Origin of the sequence: Streptomyces muensis (genome assembly GCF_021474425.1) — a bacterium.
GTDB lineage: Bacteria > Actinomycetota > Actinomycetes > Streptomycetales > Streptomycetaceae > Streptomyces > Streptomyces muensis.
This window is the reverse complement of the sequence record NZ_JAKEIP010000067.1, coordinates 1-17,491: the sequence shown is the minus strand read 5'-3', so window position 1 is coordinate 17,491 and position 17,491 is coordinate 1. Positions and strand designations below refer to the sequence as shown.

General features: G+C 72.0%; 13 protein-coding genes. 1 reads left to right on the top strand and 12 read right to left on the bottom strand.

What is annotated here, in order from left to right; translation table 11 throughout:
- Positions 1-315: 315 nt before the first annotated feature.
- Both L0P92_RS18230 and L0P92_RS18225 read right to left on the bottom strand, forming a co-directional pair.
- On the bottom strand, positions 316-2,736 hold the full coding sequence (locus L0P92_RS18230) for a SpoIIE family protein phosphatase (RefSeq protein ID WP_234763800.1): 2,421 nt from the start codon (positions 2,734-2,736) through the stop codon (positions 316-318).
- A 131-nt stretch (positions 2,737-2,867) separates the two neighbouring features.
- Positions 2,868-4,943: a SpoIIE family protein phosphatase gene (locus L0P92_RS18225; protein WP_234763799.1), complete on the bottom strand. Its 2,076-nt coding sequence runs from the start codon at positions 4,941-4,943 to the stop codon at positions 2,868-2,870.
- Between the two features lie 141 nt (positions 4,944-5,084).
- Here L0P92_RS18225 and L0P92_RS18220 point away from each other — a divergent pair, with 141 nt between their 5' ends.
- Entirely contained in the window at positions 5,085-8,459 is a 3,375-nt protein-coding gene (locus tag L0P92_RS18220; RefSeq protein ID WP_234763798.1) for a pyruvate carboxylase, read from the top strand.
- 78 nt (positions 8,460-8,537) lie between these two features.
- On the opposite strand, the gene L0P92_RS18215 is transcribed toward L0P92_RS18220, so the two are convergent.
- From L0P92_RS18215 to L0P92_RS18170, 10 genes are all read right to left on the bottom strand, one after another.
- A complete protein-coding gene (locus tag L0P92_RS18215; RefSeq protein ID WP_234763797.1) occupies positions 8,538-9,050 on the bottom strand; it encodes a COG1361 family protein in 513 nt (170 codons plus the stop codon).
- Between the two features lie 316 nt (positions 9,051-9,366).
- Entirely contained in the window at positions 9,367-10,065 is a 699-nt protein-coding gene (locus L0P92_RS18210; RefSeq protein ID WP_234763796.1) for a GntR family transcriptional regulator, read from the bottom strand.
- 155 nt (positions 10,066-10,220) lie between these two features.
- A complete protein-coding gene (locus L0P92_RS18205) occupies positions 10,221-11,222 on the bottom strand; it encodes a proline racemase family protein (protein WP_234763795.1) in 1,002 nt (333 codons plus the stop codon).
- Positions 11,223-11,224: 2 nt separating this feature from the next.
- A complete protein-coding gene (locus tag L0P92_RS18200; RefSeq protein WP_234763794.1) occupies positions 11,225-12,130 on the bottom strand; it encodes a dihydrodipicolinate synthase family protein in 906 nt (301 codons plus the stop codon).
- A gap of 144 nt (positions 12,131-12,274) precedes the next feature.
- Complete coding sequence (locus L0P92_RS18195; protein WP_234763793.1) at positions 12,275-13,708, bottom strand: FAD-dependent oxidoreductase; 1,434 nt, start codon at positions 13,706-13,708, stop codon at positions 12,275-12,277.
- Complete coding sequence (locus L0P92_RS18190; protein ID WP_234763792.1) at positions 13,689-13,976, bottom strand: (2Fe-2S)-binding protein; 288 nt, start codon at positions 13,974-13,976, stop codon at positions 13,689-13,691. The genes L0P92_RS18195 and L0P92_RS18190 overlap by 20 nt, the downstream gene beginning before the upstream one ends.
- Positions 13,973-15,148, bottom strand: coding sequence for an NAD(P)/FAD-dependent oxidoreductase (locus L0P92_RS18185; protein ID WP_234763791.1), 1,176 nt, complete (start codon positions 15,146-15,148; stop codon positions 13,973-13,975). The genes L0P92_RS18190 and L0P92_RS18185 overlap by 4 nt, the downstream gene beginning before the upstream one ends.
- Positions 15,149-15,205: 57 nt before the next feature.
- Positions 15,206-15,727, bottom strand: a complete 522-nt coding sequence (locus L0P92_RS18180) for an NUDIX hydrolase (RefSeq protein WP_234763790.1) — start codon at positions 15,725-15,727, stop codon at positions 15,206-15,208.
- A complete protein-coding gene (locus L0P92_RS18175) occupies positions 15,724-16,722 on the bottom strand; it encodes an SMI1/KNR4 family protein (protein WP_234763789.1) in 999 nt (332 codons plus the stop codon). Before L0P92_RS18175 ends, L0P92_RS18180 begins: the two co-directional genes overlap by 4 nt.
- Before the next feature lie 90 nt (positions 16,723-16,812).
- Positions 16,813-17,445, bottom strand: a complete 633-nt coding sequence (locus L0P92_RS18170) for a hypothetical protein (RefSeq protein WP_234763818.1) — start codon at positions 17,443-17,445, stop codon at positions 16,813-16,815.
- Positions 17,446-17,491 lie beyond the last annotated feature (46 nt).

Below are 17,491 nucleotides of genomic sequence, written 5' to 3'. Positions count from 1 at the left end.
GATCGTGCGCCTGGCACCGGGGCCTCACAAGATGCGTGGAACACCGCCCGGCGGGCCTCGGGCCGAAAACGCTCTGCTCGGGGGAACGCCACACACCCCACCCCGTCCCCGTCGCCGGGCGGCGCTCCCAAGGGCGGGCGACAGTTGACGGTGCGTCAGGCGGGCTGCGGGAAGACGGATCCGTTCCCGTGTTTTTCGTTCATGGTCGGCTTGATTCGGCCCTGTATCGCTGCTTTTAGGAGCTTAAAGGCGTGCTTATGTGATGCCTGTTCGGGGGGTAGTTGCCTGAATCCGCAACAGACCCCTGCGCGCGGATCACAGCGGCTGCTCGGCCCAGATGGTCTTGCGGTTGCGGCCGTAGCGGGTGCCCCATCGCTCGGAGAGCTGGGCCACCAGGAACAGGCCGCGGCCGCCCTCGTCGGTGCCGCGGGCCTGGCGCAGATGGGGGGAGGTGCTGCTGGTGTCGGCGACCTCGCAGATGAGCTGGCCGTCGCGGATCAGACGCAGCAGGACCGGGCCGCCGGCGTACCGGTAGGCGTTGGTGACCAGTTCGCTCACGATCAGTTCGGTGGTGAAGGACAACTCCTCCAGCCCCCACTCGGCCAGCCGGTCCCGGACCAGTGTGCGGGCCCGGCCCGCCGCCGTGGGTTCGGCCGGCAGCTGCCAGGTGGCCACGTTCTGCGCCGCCAGCACCCGGGTGCGGCCCAGCAGCAGCGTGACGTCGTCGGCGGACCGGTCCGGCAGCATCGCGTCCTCCACCGCCTTGCAGGTGTCCTCCAGCGAGTGGAAGGGGCCGGCCAGCGTCGTGCGCAGCAGGGCCAGGCCCTGGTCGATGTCGCGGTGGCCGGCCACCAGGAGGCCGTCGCTGTACAGGGCGATCAGGCTGCCCTCGGCGAGTTCCAGCTCGGCCGTCTCGAACGGCAGCCCGCCCACGCCCAGCGGCGGACCGGCGGGGAGGTCGACCAGGCGGACCTCGCCGTCCGGTCCCAGCACGGTCGGCGGCGGATGGCCGGCGCGTGCCAGGGCGCAGTGCCGGGAGACCGGATCGTAGATCGCGTACAGACAGGTGGCGCCCACGATCTGCGGGGTGTTCGCGTCGGTCTGCTGTTGCTCGGTGGCCAACTGGTCCACCAGGTCGTCGAGCCGGGCGAGGACCTCGTCCGGGGCCAGGTCGAGATGGGCCAGGGTGCGCACGGCGGCGCGCAGCCGGCCCATGGTGGCCGAGGCGTGCATGCCGTGGCCGACGACGTCGCCGACGACCAGCGCGACCCGCAGGCCCGACAGCGGGATGACGTCGAACCAGTCGCCGCCGACGCCGGTGGAGGCATGCGCGGGCAGATAGCGGTGGGCCGTCTCGACCGCCGGGTGCTCGGGCACCTCGCTCGGCAGCAGGCTGCGCTGCAGGGCCTCCGCGGCGTTGTGCTGCTGGGTGTAGCGGCGGGCGTTGTCGATGCAGACCGCGGCCCTGGCGGCGAACTCCTCCGCCAGCGTGAGGTCGTCCTCCTCGAACGGCTCCTGCCGCTGCGAGCGCCACAGACAGACCAGACCGAGGACCAGACCGCGCGCGGCCAGCGGCACCACCATCAGCGAGTGGACGCCTATGGCGCGCGCCGCCTCGGCCCGCTGCGGTTCGGTGGCGAACCACCCATGGGTGTCCTCCAGGAAGGGATCGAGGACCGGACGCCGCTCGGCCAGGCAGCGGGCCGGCGCGGTCTCGTCGGGGAAGAAGAACAGATGGCCCTCGGGATGCATCACCTCCAGCGCGTCGGGCCGGACGCTGCGCACCGCCATCCTGCGCAGGGGGCCCCTGGCGTCGGGCGCCGGCTCCTCCCCGCGCGGCACGGGTTCGAGCAGGTCCACCGAGAGGGCGTCGGCGAGCGCCGGAACCGCCGCCTCGGCCAGCTCGCGCGCCGTCCTGGCCACGTCCAGGGTGCTGCCGATCCGTGCGCCCACCTCGCTGAGCAGCGCCAGGCGCCGACGGGCCCGATGGCGGTCGGTGACGTCCTCGACGATCTCGGTGACGCCCAGCACCCTGCCGGACGGGTCCTGCATACGGAACGCGGAGATGGAGATGACCAGTTCCCGGTGTGGGTCGTGCAGCAGCCGGCTCGGCTGCTCGGCGAAGATCACCGGGCGGCCCGTCTCCAGAACCGACCGGAGCTTGTCCTCAGCCGAAGCCGCGTCGGGACCGAACAGGAACTCGGGGGCGCGCCGCCCGCGGTACGCCTCGGGCGGCAGTCCGCCGAACCGTGCGACGGCCTGGTTCACCCGCAGGATGCGCAGGTCAGGGGCGAGCACCACGACACCCACCGGGGACCGCAGGAACAGACCGTCGAGCACGGCCCGGTCGATCTCCCACTGGGCGATGTCCTCGGCGAGCGCGCCGACCAGGAGCCACTCGACGGTGGAGTCCAGCCGTTGCACCCGCCGGGCCCGGAACCCCACGTACACGCGGTGGCCCGCGCCCTGCCGGACCGGCAGCAGCCCGAACCATCCGCCGTCCCGCAGACACGCGGCGGTCGCCTCGTCGATCGAGGCCTCGTCCTCGCTGTGGACCAGGACCTCGCGCACCGGCCGGCCCAGCACGTCCTCGGCGCGGTGGCCGAGCAGTTCCGTGGCCTGTTCGCTCCACGCGACGATCCGGCCGCTTCCGTCCAGCACGGCCGACGCGGAGCGGAGGACCGAGAACGGATCCTCCGGGCTCTCGCTGAGCGACGTCGGGGATGTGTTGTGCATCGCCCACCCATCTCGCGCCGTGCGCGGGGCTCGTCGTGCGGCGCCCTGGGGCGCTTCCGCGTCCCGCCTGCCTGCTGTGCGGTGACTCCCTCCCAGTATCGGTCGGGTGGGCACAGCGCGCTTCGCCAGCGTCAGCGGGACAGGATCCGGGCGAGGAGCACCGCCACGTCGTCGTCGGCCACCTCGGGCATGACATGGGCCAGGAGGCCGTCGCAGATCCGGTCCAGCGGACCGCCCGGGTGCCGCAGCGCCTGCGCCAGACGGCGCATGCCCTGGTCGAGGTCGGTGCCCCGGGTCTCGATCAGACCGTCGGTGTAGGCCACCAGGAGGCTGCCCGGCGCGAGGACCACCCGTTGGACCTCCCAGTCCTGCCGGCCCACACCCAGCGGCGGGCCCGCGGCCCCCTCCAGAAAGGCGACCTCTCCGCGCGCGTCGGCGATCACGGGCGGGGGGTGCCCCGCCCTGGCGACCAGACAGTGGCCGGTGGCCGGATCGTGAACGGCGTACAGACAGGTGGCCATCTCGTTGTCGCCCAGGTCCGCCACCGCGGCGTCCAGGGCGCGCAGCAGCTCGTCGGGCGGGGTGTCCCGGCGGGCCAGGGTCCGTACGGCGGTGCGCAGCTGGCCCATGACCGCCGCCGCGTGGATGCCGTGCCCCATCACGTCCCCGATCACCAGGGCGGTGCGGCCGCCCGACAGGGCGACGGCGTCGAACCAGTCGCCGCCGACCTCGTGGTCACCGGCCGGCAGATAGCGCCCGGTGAGCTCCAGCCCGCTGACCGTGGGCAGCGACGGGTTCATCAGGCTGCGCTGGAGGGTGAGCGCGGCGTCGCGCTCCCTGCCGTACATGCGTGCGTTGTCGATGTTCAGCGCCGCCCGGGCGACCAGCTCGTCGATCAGCAGCGTGTCCTGGTCGTCGAAGGGCTCACGCTCACGGGTCCGGGTCACCACCACCGCGCCGAGCACGGTGCCCCGGGCCACCAGCGGCACCAGACGAGCCGAGCCCACCCGGGCGTACAGGAAGTCCCGCAGCCGGTCGGCGCCGCGTTCGGGGATCAGCCGGCCGATGTCGCCCAGATAGAGGTTCATCGGCCGGCCCGCGCTGATGACCTGCTCGTACACCGAGTCGGGCGGCACCTGAACGGTCATGCCGACCGCGAGGTGGTCGGCCGGAGCGGCCGGATCGGTGAAGGTCACCGCGGCCCGGCGGACCACCCCGTGCGCCGAAGCGGCCGTCTCGTCCGGGGCCATCGCCTCCTCCAGCAGCTGCACGTCGGCGGAGTCCGCCAGCCGGGGCACCAGGACGCGGACCACCTCCTGCGCCGTCTGTGTCAGATCCAGGGTGGAGCCCATCTGGGTACCCGCCTCCGCCAGCAGCGCGAGGCGCTGCCGGGCCCGCTCCGCCTCCAGATGGGCCCGCTGCCCCTCGGAGATGTCGATCAGCGAGGCGATCACGCCCACCCGCCGGCCGGTCCCGCCGAGCAACGGGGCGTAGGAGCAGGACCACGTCCGGGTCCGCTGCGGATCCGACGCGCCGGAGGTGTAGCGGAAGTCGACCACGGCCTCACCGCGCTCCAGGACCTGCCGCATGACCGACTCCAGCGCACCGGCACCGGGGGCGACCTCGGTGACGCGTCGGCCGACGTGCTCGGCCACCGGCACGCCGTCGATCCGGGCCAGCGCCTCGTTCACGCGGAGGAACCGCAGGTCGGGGCCGAGCATGGCCAGACCGATCGGGGACTGGGTGAACAGGCCCTCCAGCGCGGCCAGCGCATCGCGCATCCGCTCCACGGCGGAGGTCTCCGCCGCGATGGCCAGCACACCCGCCCGCCCCCGCTCGTCCGTGATCGGACAGTGCCACATCTCCATGTCGACCACGGACCCGTCGCGATGCCGGACCGGCAGCCGGGCCACCACGGCAGCCCCCGACCGCACCGCCCGCGCCAGCCGGTCGGCCAGCTCCAGGTTCTCCTCGGGCACGAGGACACTCCGGGCGTCCCGGCCCACCATCTCCTCCGGCGTGTGACCGAGCAGGTCCTGCGCGGCCAGCGACCACTGCGCCAGCCGCCCCTCGGCGTCGACCACCCACAGCGCGAGCGGCAGCAGATCCCGGAACACCCCGGCATGCCCGACCGCGTACGTGTCCCGATCAGGTGTTTCACCGATCACTTCGTGGGCACGTGCACCGCGGTGACTCGCGCTGGCCATCAGGGCACCTCGCTTCACCACCCTTGACCACAGGAGGCTCAAGGACAGAGTAGGCCGCAAGTGGCCCGGCTCACATGGCGTGAGCGGGGCGCCGCCGACACCATTGGGTGATTCGTCACCGGCAGGCTGAAGGGATCAAGGATGTTCCGCAAGGTGCTGGTAGCCAACCGCGGTGAGATCGCGATTCGCGCGTTCCGCGCGGGCTACGAGCTGGGGGCGCGCACCGTCGCCGTCTTCCCGCACGAGGACCGCAACTCCCTGCACCGGCTGAAAGCCGACGAGGCCTACGAGATCGGCCGGCCCGGACACCCGGTGCGGGCCTACCTCTCCGTGGAGGAGATCGTCCGCGCGGCCCGCCGCGCGGGCGCCGACGCCGTCTACCCGGGGTACGGCTTCCTGTCCGAGAACCCCGATCTGGCCCGGGCGTGCGAAGAGGCGGGCATCACGTTCGTCGGGCCGAGCGCGGACATCCTGGAGCTGACCGGGAACAAGGCGCGTGCGGTGGCCGCGGCCCGCGCGGCGGGTGTACCGGTGCTGGGTTCCTCCGAACCCTCCAACGACGTGGACGCGCTCGTCGCCGCCGCCGAGGAGATCGGATTCCCCGTCTTCGTCAAGGCGGTCGCGGGCGGCGGCGGGCGCGGCATGCGCCGCGTCGAGGAACCCGCGCAGCTGCGGGAGGCCATCGAGGCCGCCTCACGCGAGGCGGCGTCCGCGTTCGGCGACCCCACGGTCTTCCTGGAGAAGGCCGTCGTCGAGCCCCGCCACATCGAGGTGCAGATCCTCGCCGACGGCCAGGGCAACGTCATCCACCTCTTCGAGCGGGACTGCTCGGTGCAGCGCCGCCACCAGAAGGTGATCGAACTCGCCCCCGCCCCGAACCTCGATCCCGCCCTGCGCGACCGCATCTGCGCCGACGCCGTGCGCTTCGCCGAGCAGATCGGCTACCGCAACGCCGGCACCGTGGAGTTCCTCCTCGACCGCGAGGGCAACCACGTCTTCATCGAGATGAACCCGCGCATCCAGGTCGAGCACACGGTGACCGAGGAGGTCACCGACGTCGACCTGGTCCAGTCGCAGCTGCGTATCGCCGCTGGCGAGACCCTCGCCGACCTCGGCCTCGCCCAGGAGACCGTCACCCTGCGCGGCGCCGCCCTCCAGTGCCGTATCACCACCGAGGACCCGGCGAACGGCTTCCGCCCGGACACCGGCCGCATCAGCGCCTACCGCTCGCCGGGCGGCTCGGGCATCCGCCTCGACGGCGGCACCACGCACGCCGGTACGGAGATCAGCGCGCACTTCGACTCGATGCTGGTGAAGCTCACCTGCCGGGGCCGGGACTTCGCCGCCGCGGTGGGCCGCGCCCGGCGCGCCGTCGCCGAGTTCCGCATCCGCGGCGTGGCCACCAACATCCCCTTCCTCCAGGCGGTGCTGGACGACCCCGACTTCCAGGCCGGCCGGGTCACCACCTCGTTCATCGAGCGGCGCCCGCACCTGCTCACCGCCCGGCACTCCGCCGACCGCGGTACCAAGCTGCTCACCTACCTCGCCGACGTCACCGTCAACAAGCCGCACGGCGAACGGCCCGACCTCATCGACCCGTTGACCAAGCTGCCCGCGCTGCCGGCCGGTGAACCGGCGGCCGGATCCCGGCAGAAGCTCGCCGAACTCGGCCCGGAGGGCTTCGCGAGCTGGCTGCGCGCCTCGCCGACCATCGGCGTCACCGACACCACGTTCCGCGACGCCCACCAGTCGCTGCTCGCCACCCGGGTACGCACCAAGGACATGCTCGCCGTCGCCCCGGTCGTGGCCCGCACCCTGCCCCAACTGCTGTCCCTGGAGTGCTGGGGCGGCGCCACCTACGACGTCGCCCTGCGCTTCCTCGCCGAGGACCCGTGGGAGCGGCTGGCCGCCCTGCGGGAGGCCGCACCCAACATCTGTCTGCAGATGCTGCTGCGCGGCCGCAACACCGTGGGCTACACCCCGTATCCCACCGAGGTGACCGACGCCTTCGTGCAGGAGGCCGCGGCCACCGGTATCGACATCTTCCGCATCTTCGACGCCCTCAACGACGTCGACCAGATGCGGCCCGCCATCGAGGCCGTACGGGAGACCGGTACGGCCGTCGCGGAGGTGGCCCTGTGCTACACCTCCGACCTGTCCGACCCGGCGGAGAAGCTGTACACCCTGGACTACTACCTGCGGCTCGCCGAGCAGATCGTGGACGCGGGCGCCCACGTCCTGGCCGTCAAGGACATGGCCGGACTGCTGCGGGCACCGGCCGCCGCGAAGCTGGTGTCGGCCCTGCGCCGGGAGTTCGACCTGCCGGTGCACATCCACACCCACGACACCGCGGGCGGCCAGCTCGCCACCTACCTCGCCGCGATCCAGGCCGGCGCGGACGCGGTGGACGGGGCCGTGGCGTCCCTGGCCGGTACCACGTCGCAGCCGTCGCTCTCCGCGATCGTCGCCGCCACCGACCACTCCGAACGGCCCACCGGCCTCGACCTCCAGGCCGTCGGCGACCTGGAGCCGTACTGGGAGAGCGTGCGCAAGGTCTACGCCCCCTTCGAGGCGGGCCTCGCCTCGCCGACCGGCCGCGTCTACCACCACGAGATCCCCGGCGGCCAGCTCTCCAACCTGCGCACCCAGGCGGTCGCGCTGGGCCTGGGCGACCGCTTCGAGGACATCGAGGCGATGTACGCCGCCGCCGACCGGATGCTGGGCCGCCTGGTGAAGGTGACCCCCTCCTCCAAGGTGGTCGGCGACCTGGCGCTGCACCTGGTGGGCGCCGGTGTGTCCCCGGCGGACTTCGAGTCGGATCCGGACCGCTTCGACATCCCCGACTCCGTCATCGGCTTCCTCCGCGGCGAGCTGGGCACCCCGCCCGGCGGCTGGCCCGAGCCGTTCCGCAGCAAGGCGCTGAAGGGCCGCGCCGAGGCCAAGCCCGTGCGGGAACTGACCGCCGACGACCGCGAAGGGCTGGCGAAGGAGCGGCGCGAGACGCTCAACCGGCTGCTCTTCCCGGCACCGACCCGCGAGTTCGAGACCCACCGCGACACCTACGGCGACACCAGCGTGCTCGACAGCAAGGACTTCTTCTACGGGCTGCGCCCGGGCAAGGAGTACGCCGTCGACCTCGAACGCGGGGTGCGGCTGCTGATCGAGCTCCAGGCCGTCGGCGACGCGGACGAGCGCGGCATGCGCACCGTGATGTCGTCCCTGAACGGCCAGTTGCGCCCGATCCAGGTCCGCGACCGGGCGGCCGCCTCGGACGTCCCGGTGACGGAGAAGGCGGACCGGGCCAACCCCGGGCATGTCGCGGCGCCCTTCGCCGGCGTGGTCACCCTCACCGTGTCCGAGGGCGAGGAGGTGGAGGCCGGTGCGACGGTGGCCACCATCGAGGCGATGAAGATGGAGGCCTCGATCACCGCCGCGAAGTCCGGCCGGGTGGCCCGACTTGCCATCAACCCGATACAGCAGGTCGAGGGCGGCGATCTCCTGGTGGAACTCGCCTGATCCGACCGCGTGTCGCCCCGCGCAGGTCAGGTACCTGCGCGGGGCGTCGGCGTATCCGTTCGAGGGGGCGGGGCGGGGTCAGGCGCAGAGCACCCGGGTCTCCGGCGTGAAGACCGGGCCGCCGCTGGTGTTCGTCGTGTCGCTGAACTCGGCGTAGTAGTACGAGTAGAAGCCGATGTTGCCGTTGCAGCCCGAGTCGGCGGCGACCTGGAGGGTCAGCGTGACGGTCCGGCTCTGTCCGGGCGGGATGGTGGCCCCGTAGTTCGCGCCGAGGTTGCTCGGGCCGGTCCCGGCGCACGGGGTGCTGCCCGTGGCCGTGGCGAGGGTGCAGCCGGTGAAGCTGTACTTCAGGTCGGGGCGCTGGGTGGTGAGCCAGGTGGGCTCGATCGTCTGGTAGACGAACAGGACGTCGTACGTCTTGTTGTTGGTCAGCGTCATGGAGAGCTGCACCGTGCCGCCGGGTGTCGTGGTCGCGGCGTCGGTGGCGAACGTGAGGCCGGCCGGCGCGGGGTCGGCCGCGCTCGCGCCGGGGGCCAGGCCGAAGAACGCGAGGAACAGACCGAGAACGGTGGTGAGACCCAGGCGTCTCATACGTGGTGATCGCATGGCCCGGGAGGTTAGGCAGGCGACCTGCCCGCCGTCTGCCGTACGCAGGGGCATGGGCGGACGATCGGCCGAATGTGTGCCAGATGTGAGAGAGATGTGACTGCCGCGTGAAGTGTCCGGTGGGAGTGCATCTGTGCAGGCACGGGGAGGGCACGGGTGATCGGCGGGGGCCGCGCGGTGCCCGTTGCCCGGGAGGTGCCGTGTGGCGACATTGGCGTGATCCCGGATGTTCGAGGAGCCTGAGGGTGTCAGCGGGTGCGGATGTTCTCGGGCATTCATCGATTTCCGGCCTCGCCGGAGGTCAGCTGGGGTCCTCGGCGATGTTCTTCTCGCTCCAGATGCCTCGCACATGGCCGATGTGACGGCGCATCAGGGCCTCCGCGCCGTCCGCGTCACCGGCCTCGATGAGGTCGAGCAGCTCGGCGTGCTCGTGGGAGGAGTCGAACAGGGCGTCTCCGTCGGGGAGTTCACGCAGGCCGTAGATGCGGGAACTGGTCCGCAGCGACCGCACGGTCTCGAGCAGGCGGGGGTTGCCGGCCAGTTCCAGCAGGGCGAGGTGGAACTGCATGTCGATGGTGACGTGCGCGATGAAGTCCCGGCGCGCCGCCGCCTTTTCGATGCCTGCGGCGAGGGGACGCAGCTGCTTGATGGTCTTCGCGGACACGCCCTGTTCGGTGATACGGCGGACGGTGGGCGGCTCGATGAGTGCCCGGAGTTCGGTGATGTCGTCGAGTTCCTTCGCGGAGAGCGCCGTGACCCGGAAGCCCTTGTTGCGGACGACTTCGACGAGGCCCTCCTTGGCGAGGTCGAGCAGCGCCTCGCGCACGGGGGTGGGGGAGACGCCGAACTGTTCCGCGAGGCTGGGCGCGGAATAGACGACGCCCGGTGTCATCTCGCCCGCGATGACCGCTCCGCGCAGGGTCTCGGTGATCTCCTGCCGGAGGTTCCGGCGGCCACGGAACGAAGGCAGGTTCACGGTGGTGCCGTCGTCCGTGCTCATGGCTGGCTTCCTCACTGTCGGCGGCGGGATCGTTCCACGCTCTACTTCGACGTGAGCGGTGGCGGGGTCATGCTAACCGCCCGGCGCTATGTGATGTATCGCATGTTTCCGTGCACCCCGCCGACATCGCTGCCGGCGGGGTGCGCACAGGGCGGTCACAGCTCGAACCCTTGCGGGAAGGGATCGTCCGGGTCGTACATGTACTGGGCGGTGCCGGTGATCCAGGCCCGGCCGGTGACCGTGGGGACGACCGCACGGTGGCCGGCAACCTCGGTCTCCTCGACGAGTTCGCCGATGAAGTGCGTGCCGATGAACGACTCGTTGCGGAACTCGGTGTTCAGCGGCAGGAGTCCGCGCGCGTGCAGCTGGGCCATGCGGGCGCTGGTGCCCGTGCCACAGGGGGAGCGGTCGAACATGCCGGGGTGGATGACCATCGCGTGCCGGGAGTGGGCGGCGGTGGATCCGGGGGCGGCCAGGTAGACGTGGTGGACGCCGTTGATCTCGGGGTTGCCGGGATGGACGGGCCGGTCCTGTTCGTTGACGGCCGCCATGATGGCGAGGCCCGCCTCCATGAGCCGGTTCTTGTGGGCCCGTTCGAAGGGGATCCCGAGGGCGTCCAGCTCGACGATGGCGTAGAAGTTGCCGCCGAAGGCCATGTCGTAGGCGATCTCGCCCCACGGGGCGACCTTGACGGTCCGGTCCAGCGCGAGCGCGAACGAGGGGACGTTGCGCAGGGTGACCGCCTTGGCGGAGCCGTCCGCCACCCGGACGTCGACGACGACGAGCCCGGCCGGGGTGTCCAGCCGGATCGTCGTGACCGGCTCCGCGACCTCGACCATGCCGGTCTCCACCAGGACCGTGGCGACACCGATCGTGCCGTGCCCGCACATGGGCAGACAGCCGGAGGTCTCGATGTAGAGGACGCCGAAGTCCGCGTCCGGCCGGGTCGGCGGCTGGAGGATCGCCCCGCTCATCGCCGAGTGGCCGCGCGGCTCGTTCATCAGAAGCCGGCGGATGTGGTCGAGGTGGTCGATGAAGTACCGGCGCCGGTCGAACATGGTGGCTCCGGGGACGACTCCGACGCCACCGGTGACGACACGGGTCGGCATCCCCTCCGTGTGGGAGTCGACGGCGTGGAAGACCCGGTTGCTGCGCATGGTCAGGCGAGCCCTTCCGCGATGGCCTTCTCGGTCGCGGTGCGCACCAGCGCCTCGTGCTCGGGGGTGAGCGGCAGACGGGGCTGGCGGCAGGGCCCGCCGTAGCGGCCGACGAGGTCCATGCTGAGCTTGATGGCCTGTACGAACTCGGTGCGCGAGTCCCAGCGCAGCAGCGGGTGCAGGATGCGGTACAGAGGGAGCGCGGTGGCGAGGTCGCCCTTGCCGGCCGCCTCCCACAGGACGGCGCAGGCGCGGGGCAGCGCGTTGGGGTAGCCGGAGATCCAGCCCGGCGACCCGGCGACGGCCATCTCCAGGGCCAGGTCGTCGGTGCCGGCCAGGACGTCCAGGCCCGGGGCGAGTTCGGTGATCCGGTAGTAGCGGCGGATGTCGCCGGAGAACTCCTTGACCGCGACGATCAGTCCCTCGTCGAACAGCTCGGCGAGGAGCTCGGGGACGAGGTCGACCTTGGTGTCGTGCGGGTTGTTGTAGGCGACCACCGGCACGCCGGCCTTGGCGACCTCGCGGTAGTGCGCCACGACCGCGCGGTCGTCGGCGCGGTAGGAGTTCGGCGGGAGCAGCATCACGGCCGAGGCGCCCGCCTCGCCGGCCTGTTCGGCCCAGCGGCGGGCCTCGTCCGCGCCGTAGGCGGCCACCCCCGGCATCACCGTGAAGCCTTCGGGGGCGGCGGCCACAGCGGTGGTGACCACCCGGGCGCGCTCCTCGGCGGACAGGTTCTGGTACTCGCCGAGGGAGCCGTTCGGTGTGACACCGTCACAACCGTTGGCGGCGAGCCAGGCGACGTGGTCGGCGTAGCCGTCGAAGTCGACCGCCAGGTCGCCGTCGGGTGTCTCGCGCAGGGGGAGTGCGGTGGCGACGAGCATGCCGTGCCAGGGCTTCGCCCGGGTCATGAGTCCTCCACGTGTCGTTTGATGCCGCCGTCGGGAGCCATCAGCAGGAGCAGGAGCAGGAGCCGTCCAGTCAGTGCAATATCACATTACACAGGTCACGAGCCCCTGTCACTGCCGCTGGTGACCTGGGCAAACCCGCTGCGATCAGGCGCTGTTGTCGTCGGATCCGGCGGCGAGAGCGCCGAGAGTGAGGGGCTGTGCGACGGGCCGGGCGGCCATGCCGCGCAGGTCGTCGGCGGTGGGTCGCCGGTCGTCGGCGCGGGCGACGAGACAGGCGGTGGCGTAGCCGCAGACACGGCCCTGGCACAGGCCCATGCCGGGGCGGGCGTACAGCTTGACCGCGCGCGGGTCGCTCGCCCCGAGGTCGCCGACCGCCGCACGGACCGTCCCGGCGGTGACCTCCTCGCAGCGGCAGACCAGGGTGTCCTCGTCCAGCCAGCTCTGCCAGCCGTCCGGCACCGGATACGCCTGGTGCATGGCCGCCGCGAAGGACCGCTGGGCCGCCCGCCGCCGCAGCAGCCGGGCCAGACGCCGGCGGTCGACGCGGGAGCCGTTCGTCGCGTACGAGGCATGCAGCCCCGCCAACTCACCCTCGACCATGGAGAGTTGGGCGCCGCCGACGCCGCACGCCTCGCCCGCGACGTAGACGCCGTCGGCGGTACCGCGCTGCCGGGAGTCGACGCGGGCGACGAGGCTGCCGTCGGCGTCCAGCGCCATCTCGCAGCCGAGTTGCAGGGGGATCTCGGTCTGCGGGGTGAAGCCGTAGCCGACCGCGACCGTGTCGCAGTCGATCTCGCGGGCACTGCCGGGCACGATCCGCCACTGGTCGTCCAGCCGGGCGACGGTGGCGCCGGTGACGTTGTCGGTGCCGTGCGCGGCGACGACGGTGGTGCGGGTGCGGTAGGGGACGCGGTGCTTGAGAAGGGTGCTCAAGTAGTCGGCGCCCTCCGCGAGTTTGGGCAGATTGCGCAGCACGGCGACCGGGTGTCTGCCGAAGGCGGTGGGCAGTCCGGCCTCGAAGACGCCTACGACCGTGGCGCCGGCCTCGGCCAGCCCCGCGGCCACCGGCAGCAGGAAGGGCCCGGTGCCGGCGACGGCGACGCGCTTGCCGGCCAGGACGCCCTGGCCCTTGAGGAGGGCCTGGACCGCTCCCGCGGTGAAGACCCCGGGGGTGGTCCAGCCGGGGAAGGGCAGTTGGCGGTCGTAGGCGCCGGTCGCCACGATCACGGTCCGGCTGCGGACGGCGCGGGGTTCGTCGTCGCAGGTGCTGTGGACGGTGAAGCCTTCTTCCGTGCGTTCCACGTGCCAGATCGAGTGGCCGAAGCGGCGGTCGAGCAGAGGGTGTGCGGCCGACTCCCGCTGGAGACGCCGGAACTGGCTCCAGTCGTGGTGGAGGGCGCCGTCGTCGCCGTCGCGGTGACGCCAGTACTGGCCGCCCGGGCGCGCTCCCGCGTCGATCAGCACCGTACGGCTGCCCTGTGCCGCGGCGGTGACGGCCGCCGACAGGCCGGCCGGTCCGGCACCGAGGACGGCGATGTCGTACGGATCGCCTGCCCGCTCAGCACGCGAGGTCGTCATGACCGGTTCCCTCCTGGGTGGTGACCGTGTCTCCGGGGCGGGCCTCGACGAGGCAGGCGCGGTGGTTGGGGCGGCCGTTGATGGTGACCAGGCAGTCGAAGCACACGCCGATGCCGCAGAACACACCGCGCGGGCGGCCCTCGGTACGGGTGTGCCGCCAGGAGCGCCGCCCGGAGGCGATGAGGGCGGCGGCCACGCTCTGCCCGGACAGCGCCCGCACGGGCTCGCCGTCGAAGGTGAAGATGAAGCTGAACGGCGCGGTGGTCAAGGGGTCGCCTCCTCGAAGCGGTCCGGGCGGAACGGCGTCAAATCCAGATCGGGCTTCTCACCGGACAGCTGCTGGGCCAGCAGATGACCGGTCGCGCCGGCCAGCCCGATCCCGGCGCCCTCATGGCCGCAGGCGTGCAGCAGACCGGGTGCGCGCGGGTCCGGGCCGATGACGGGCAGATGGTCCGGGCAGTAGGGACGGAAGCCCAGGTAGCCGCGCAGCAGGGAGATGTCGGCGAGGAACGGGAAGAGGCCGATGGCCTGGGCCGCCAGCTTGCGCAGCACCGGCAGGGACATACGGCGGTCGAAGCCGACCCGCTCGCGGCTGGCGCCGATCAGGACGGTGCCGCCCCGGGTTCCCTCGACCACGACCGAGGTCTCCAGGCCCGCGTCGCTGCTGGCGACGTTGGCCACGTACTCCGCGGTGTACACCTTGTGCCGTACGACGCGCGGCAGCGGTTCGGTCACCAGGACGAAGCCCTTGCGCGGCAGTACCGGCACCGGGGCACCGGCGAGTTCGGACAATTGTCCGGCCCAGGTCCCCGCGGCGTTGACCACCCACCGCGCGTGCAGGACCGGGACGTCGGCGGAGTCGGTCCGCACGCCCGTGACGGCACCCCGCTTGTCGCGTACGAACCCGGTGACACCGGTGCCGACATGGACCGTCGCCCCGCGCAGCCGGGCCCGGCGCAGCAGTCGGGCGGCGGCAAGCGTCGGCTGGACCTGCGCGTCCTGGCCGTAGAACGCCCCGCCGACCGCCTCCCGGGTCACGTTGGGCTCCAGCTCGAACAACTCGTCGGCGCCGATGTCGACCGCGTCGACACCTGCCGTCCGCTGTCTCGCCGTCAGGTGCCGCAGTCCCTCGGCCGTCTCCCGCGATCCCGCGACGACCACACCGCCCTTGGCCTCGTACTCGATCGCGCTCCTGCCCAGGTCCTCGGCGATCTCCTGCCACAGCCGGGAGGACAGCAGGGCCAGGTCGAGTTCGGGTCCGGGTTCCTTGTCGGAGACCAGGATGTTGCCTTCGCAGGCGCTGGTGGTCCCACTGCCGATGGCACCCCGTTCGACCACGGCGACCCGCAGCCCGGCGGCCGTGCAGTAGTACGCGCACGCTGCACCCACGATGCCTGCCCCGATGACCAGGACATCGGGGCGGGGGGATGGATGAGTCATGTCGGCATCATGTCATATAGCACTGATGCTGCCGCTGCCCTCGCGGCGAAGGGCCTCTCACCTCGCGTTTCCGCGGTGCCGCAGGGCGAGGTAGCGGTCGAACGCCTCGCGGGCATCGGGGACGAAGTCGTCATGGCGAACGAGGTCGGCGAGCTCGGAGTCCGTCAGCCAGCCGTGCCAGGCGATCTCTTCGGGGTCGGGTTCGACGGGTCCGGAGACGACCACCTCGTGCAGGCCGAGCCAGTACGGGCTGATCGCGCCCGCACACGGGAACTTGAACACGAGCCCGGGAGACGCCCGGACGCCCAGCTCCTCCGCCAACTCCCGTGCGGCGGCCTCCTCGTAGGACTCACCGACCTCCACGGCGCCGCCGAGCATCCAGTTGAACCGGCCCGGGAAACGTGAGGCGTGGTCGGGGCGGCGGTGCACCAGGGTCCGTCCGGCGGGGTCGCGGCAGACGACCGTCGCGATCCGGTGCAGCCACCCGTGGCGAATGGCTTCGCTTCGACTGACGACACCCAGGATCTCGTCGTGCTCGTCGACCCGTTCGACAAGCTCTTCCTCGCCGGACACGCTCATGGGGTGTCGGTCAGCGGCCGCCACCGGTCCAGCCGCGCGGCATCGAGCCCGCCGCGCCACACCAGAGCCCCGCCCACCAGACCGGGCTTGTCGCGTGTGGCCAGAGTCGGGGCATCGAGCATGTCGGCGGCCTCTTCCAAGTAGGTGACCAGCGTGTCGAGTTCGTCGTCGGAGTCGTCGTTGTAGAGGGACCAGCGGCCCAGAAATCCCGTCTCGGTGTCCAGATACAGCCCCGAGGTGCTGTCGTTCACGCCGCGCGAGACGACCGGAATCCAGGTGGGCCGCCAGAAGGGGGTCCGCTCGTCGTCGGGGCGGTCGGCGTCGAGGGTGTCCTCGCGGGCCTGGGCCTCAGACCTCCACCGATGCTCGGCGACCACGGCGTCGAGCGGCATCAGGGCACGGTTGCCCGGAAGGCACCCCGCGTCTCGGACTCCGTCGTCGCCCGCGGTCAACAGCCACAGGACGCACAGCTCGACGGGTATCCGAACCCCGAGTTCCTGTTCCACGGCGGCGATGGCGGCGGGACCGGCACCGGCGCGCAGGGCGGCGCTGGACTCGGGCGCGTTGTCCCGGAGCCAGCCGGCGATGCGCTGCCAGGCGTCGGCGACCTGCCGTACGGCCACGGCTCCGGCGGCAGGGTCCGTAGCCCGCACCTGCTCCTGCCCCTGCTCGTCCTCCTCCCCATCCCCCTCGTCCGAGTCGCGCTCAGGAACGGCGGCCCGGCTCACATACCGGATCTGGATCCAGTCGGGCTCCCGGATGTAGCCGACGGCCAGGTCGGGGCAGTCATCGAACGGTTCGCCGTCGACCACCACGGTGAGGATGCCCGGCAGTTGCGAGGGCCGGCCCATGTCCGGGTCCTCCGCCAGCCGGCCGGCCAGGACCTTCAGGGCGTACGGAACGCCGGCCCCGAGTCCGAGGGCGGTCTCGTGCAGGAAGGGAGGGATCTCGACGTTCACGGCCCGCTGCTCCTTGAGAATCGGACGGAGGACCATGCCCGGTGCCCCCTCCACACACTAGGACGCGCGCATCACGTCACGAAGAAGCCCGGGAGCCCACACGGCCCCCGGGCACCAGCCCTCGGATCACAGACCGTCGCGCACCATCGCGGCGACGATCTGCACATGCCGGTCGGCCGCCGTGTTCGAGAACTCGTTGTCGTAGTTCAGGCCGTACGGCCAGAAGTGCCCGCCGCCGGTGGAGATCTTGGCGCTCGCACCGTCGAACTGCCTGACCAGCGCCGTGGCCTGCGCACCGGTCCAGGTGCCGCTGCCGCCGAGGCGTGACCAGCCCGAGCTCGTCCCCACCCCGATGGTGTGGGCGATCTCGTGCAGCGCGGTCCGCTCGTTCATATAGCTGCGGTTGCCGAAGCGGATGGTGCCGTTGATGTTGCCGTCGGCGGTGGGCACGCCCGGGTCGTACCGGACGGTGATGGTCTTGCCCAGGTCGCTGAGGTTGTTGTAGCGGGCCACCGCGGCGTTCATGGCCCTGGTGATGAGGTCGTAGGCCGTGCGCTGGTCCTCGGTCGGGTTGCTGGCGCGTTCGAGGTTCCAGGTGATGGTCGCCGCCGCCGACACCTGGTCCCGTACTGCCGGTGCGGTCTGCGCGGTGGCCTGGGGGGTGGCCTGCGCGATGCCCGGGCCGGTCAGCAGAGCGGCTGCCAGGGCGGCCACGACCGCCTTGGTGCGCCAGGGTATGGGCGTGCGCCGCGAGGGCATCGGGATTCGGCGTGAACTCATGGAGGGGGCCTCCTGTGGGGGGTGG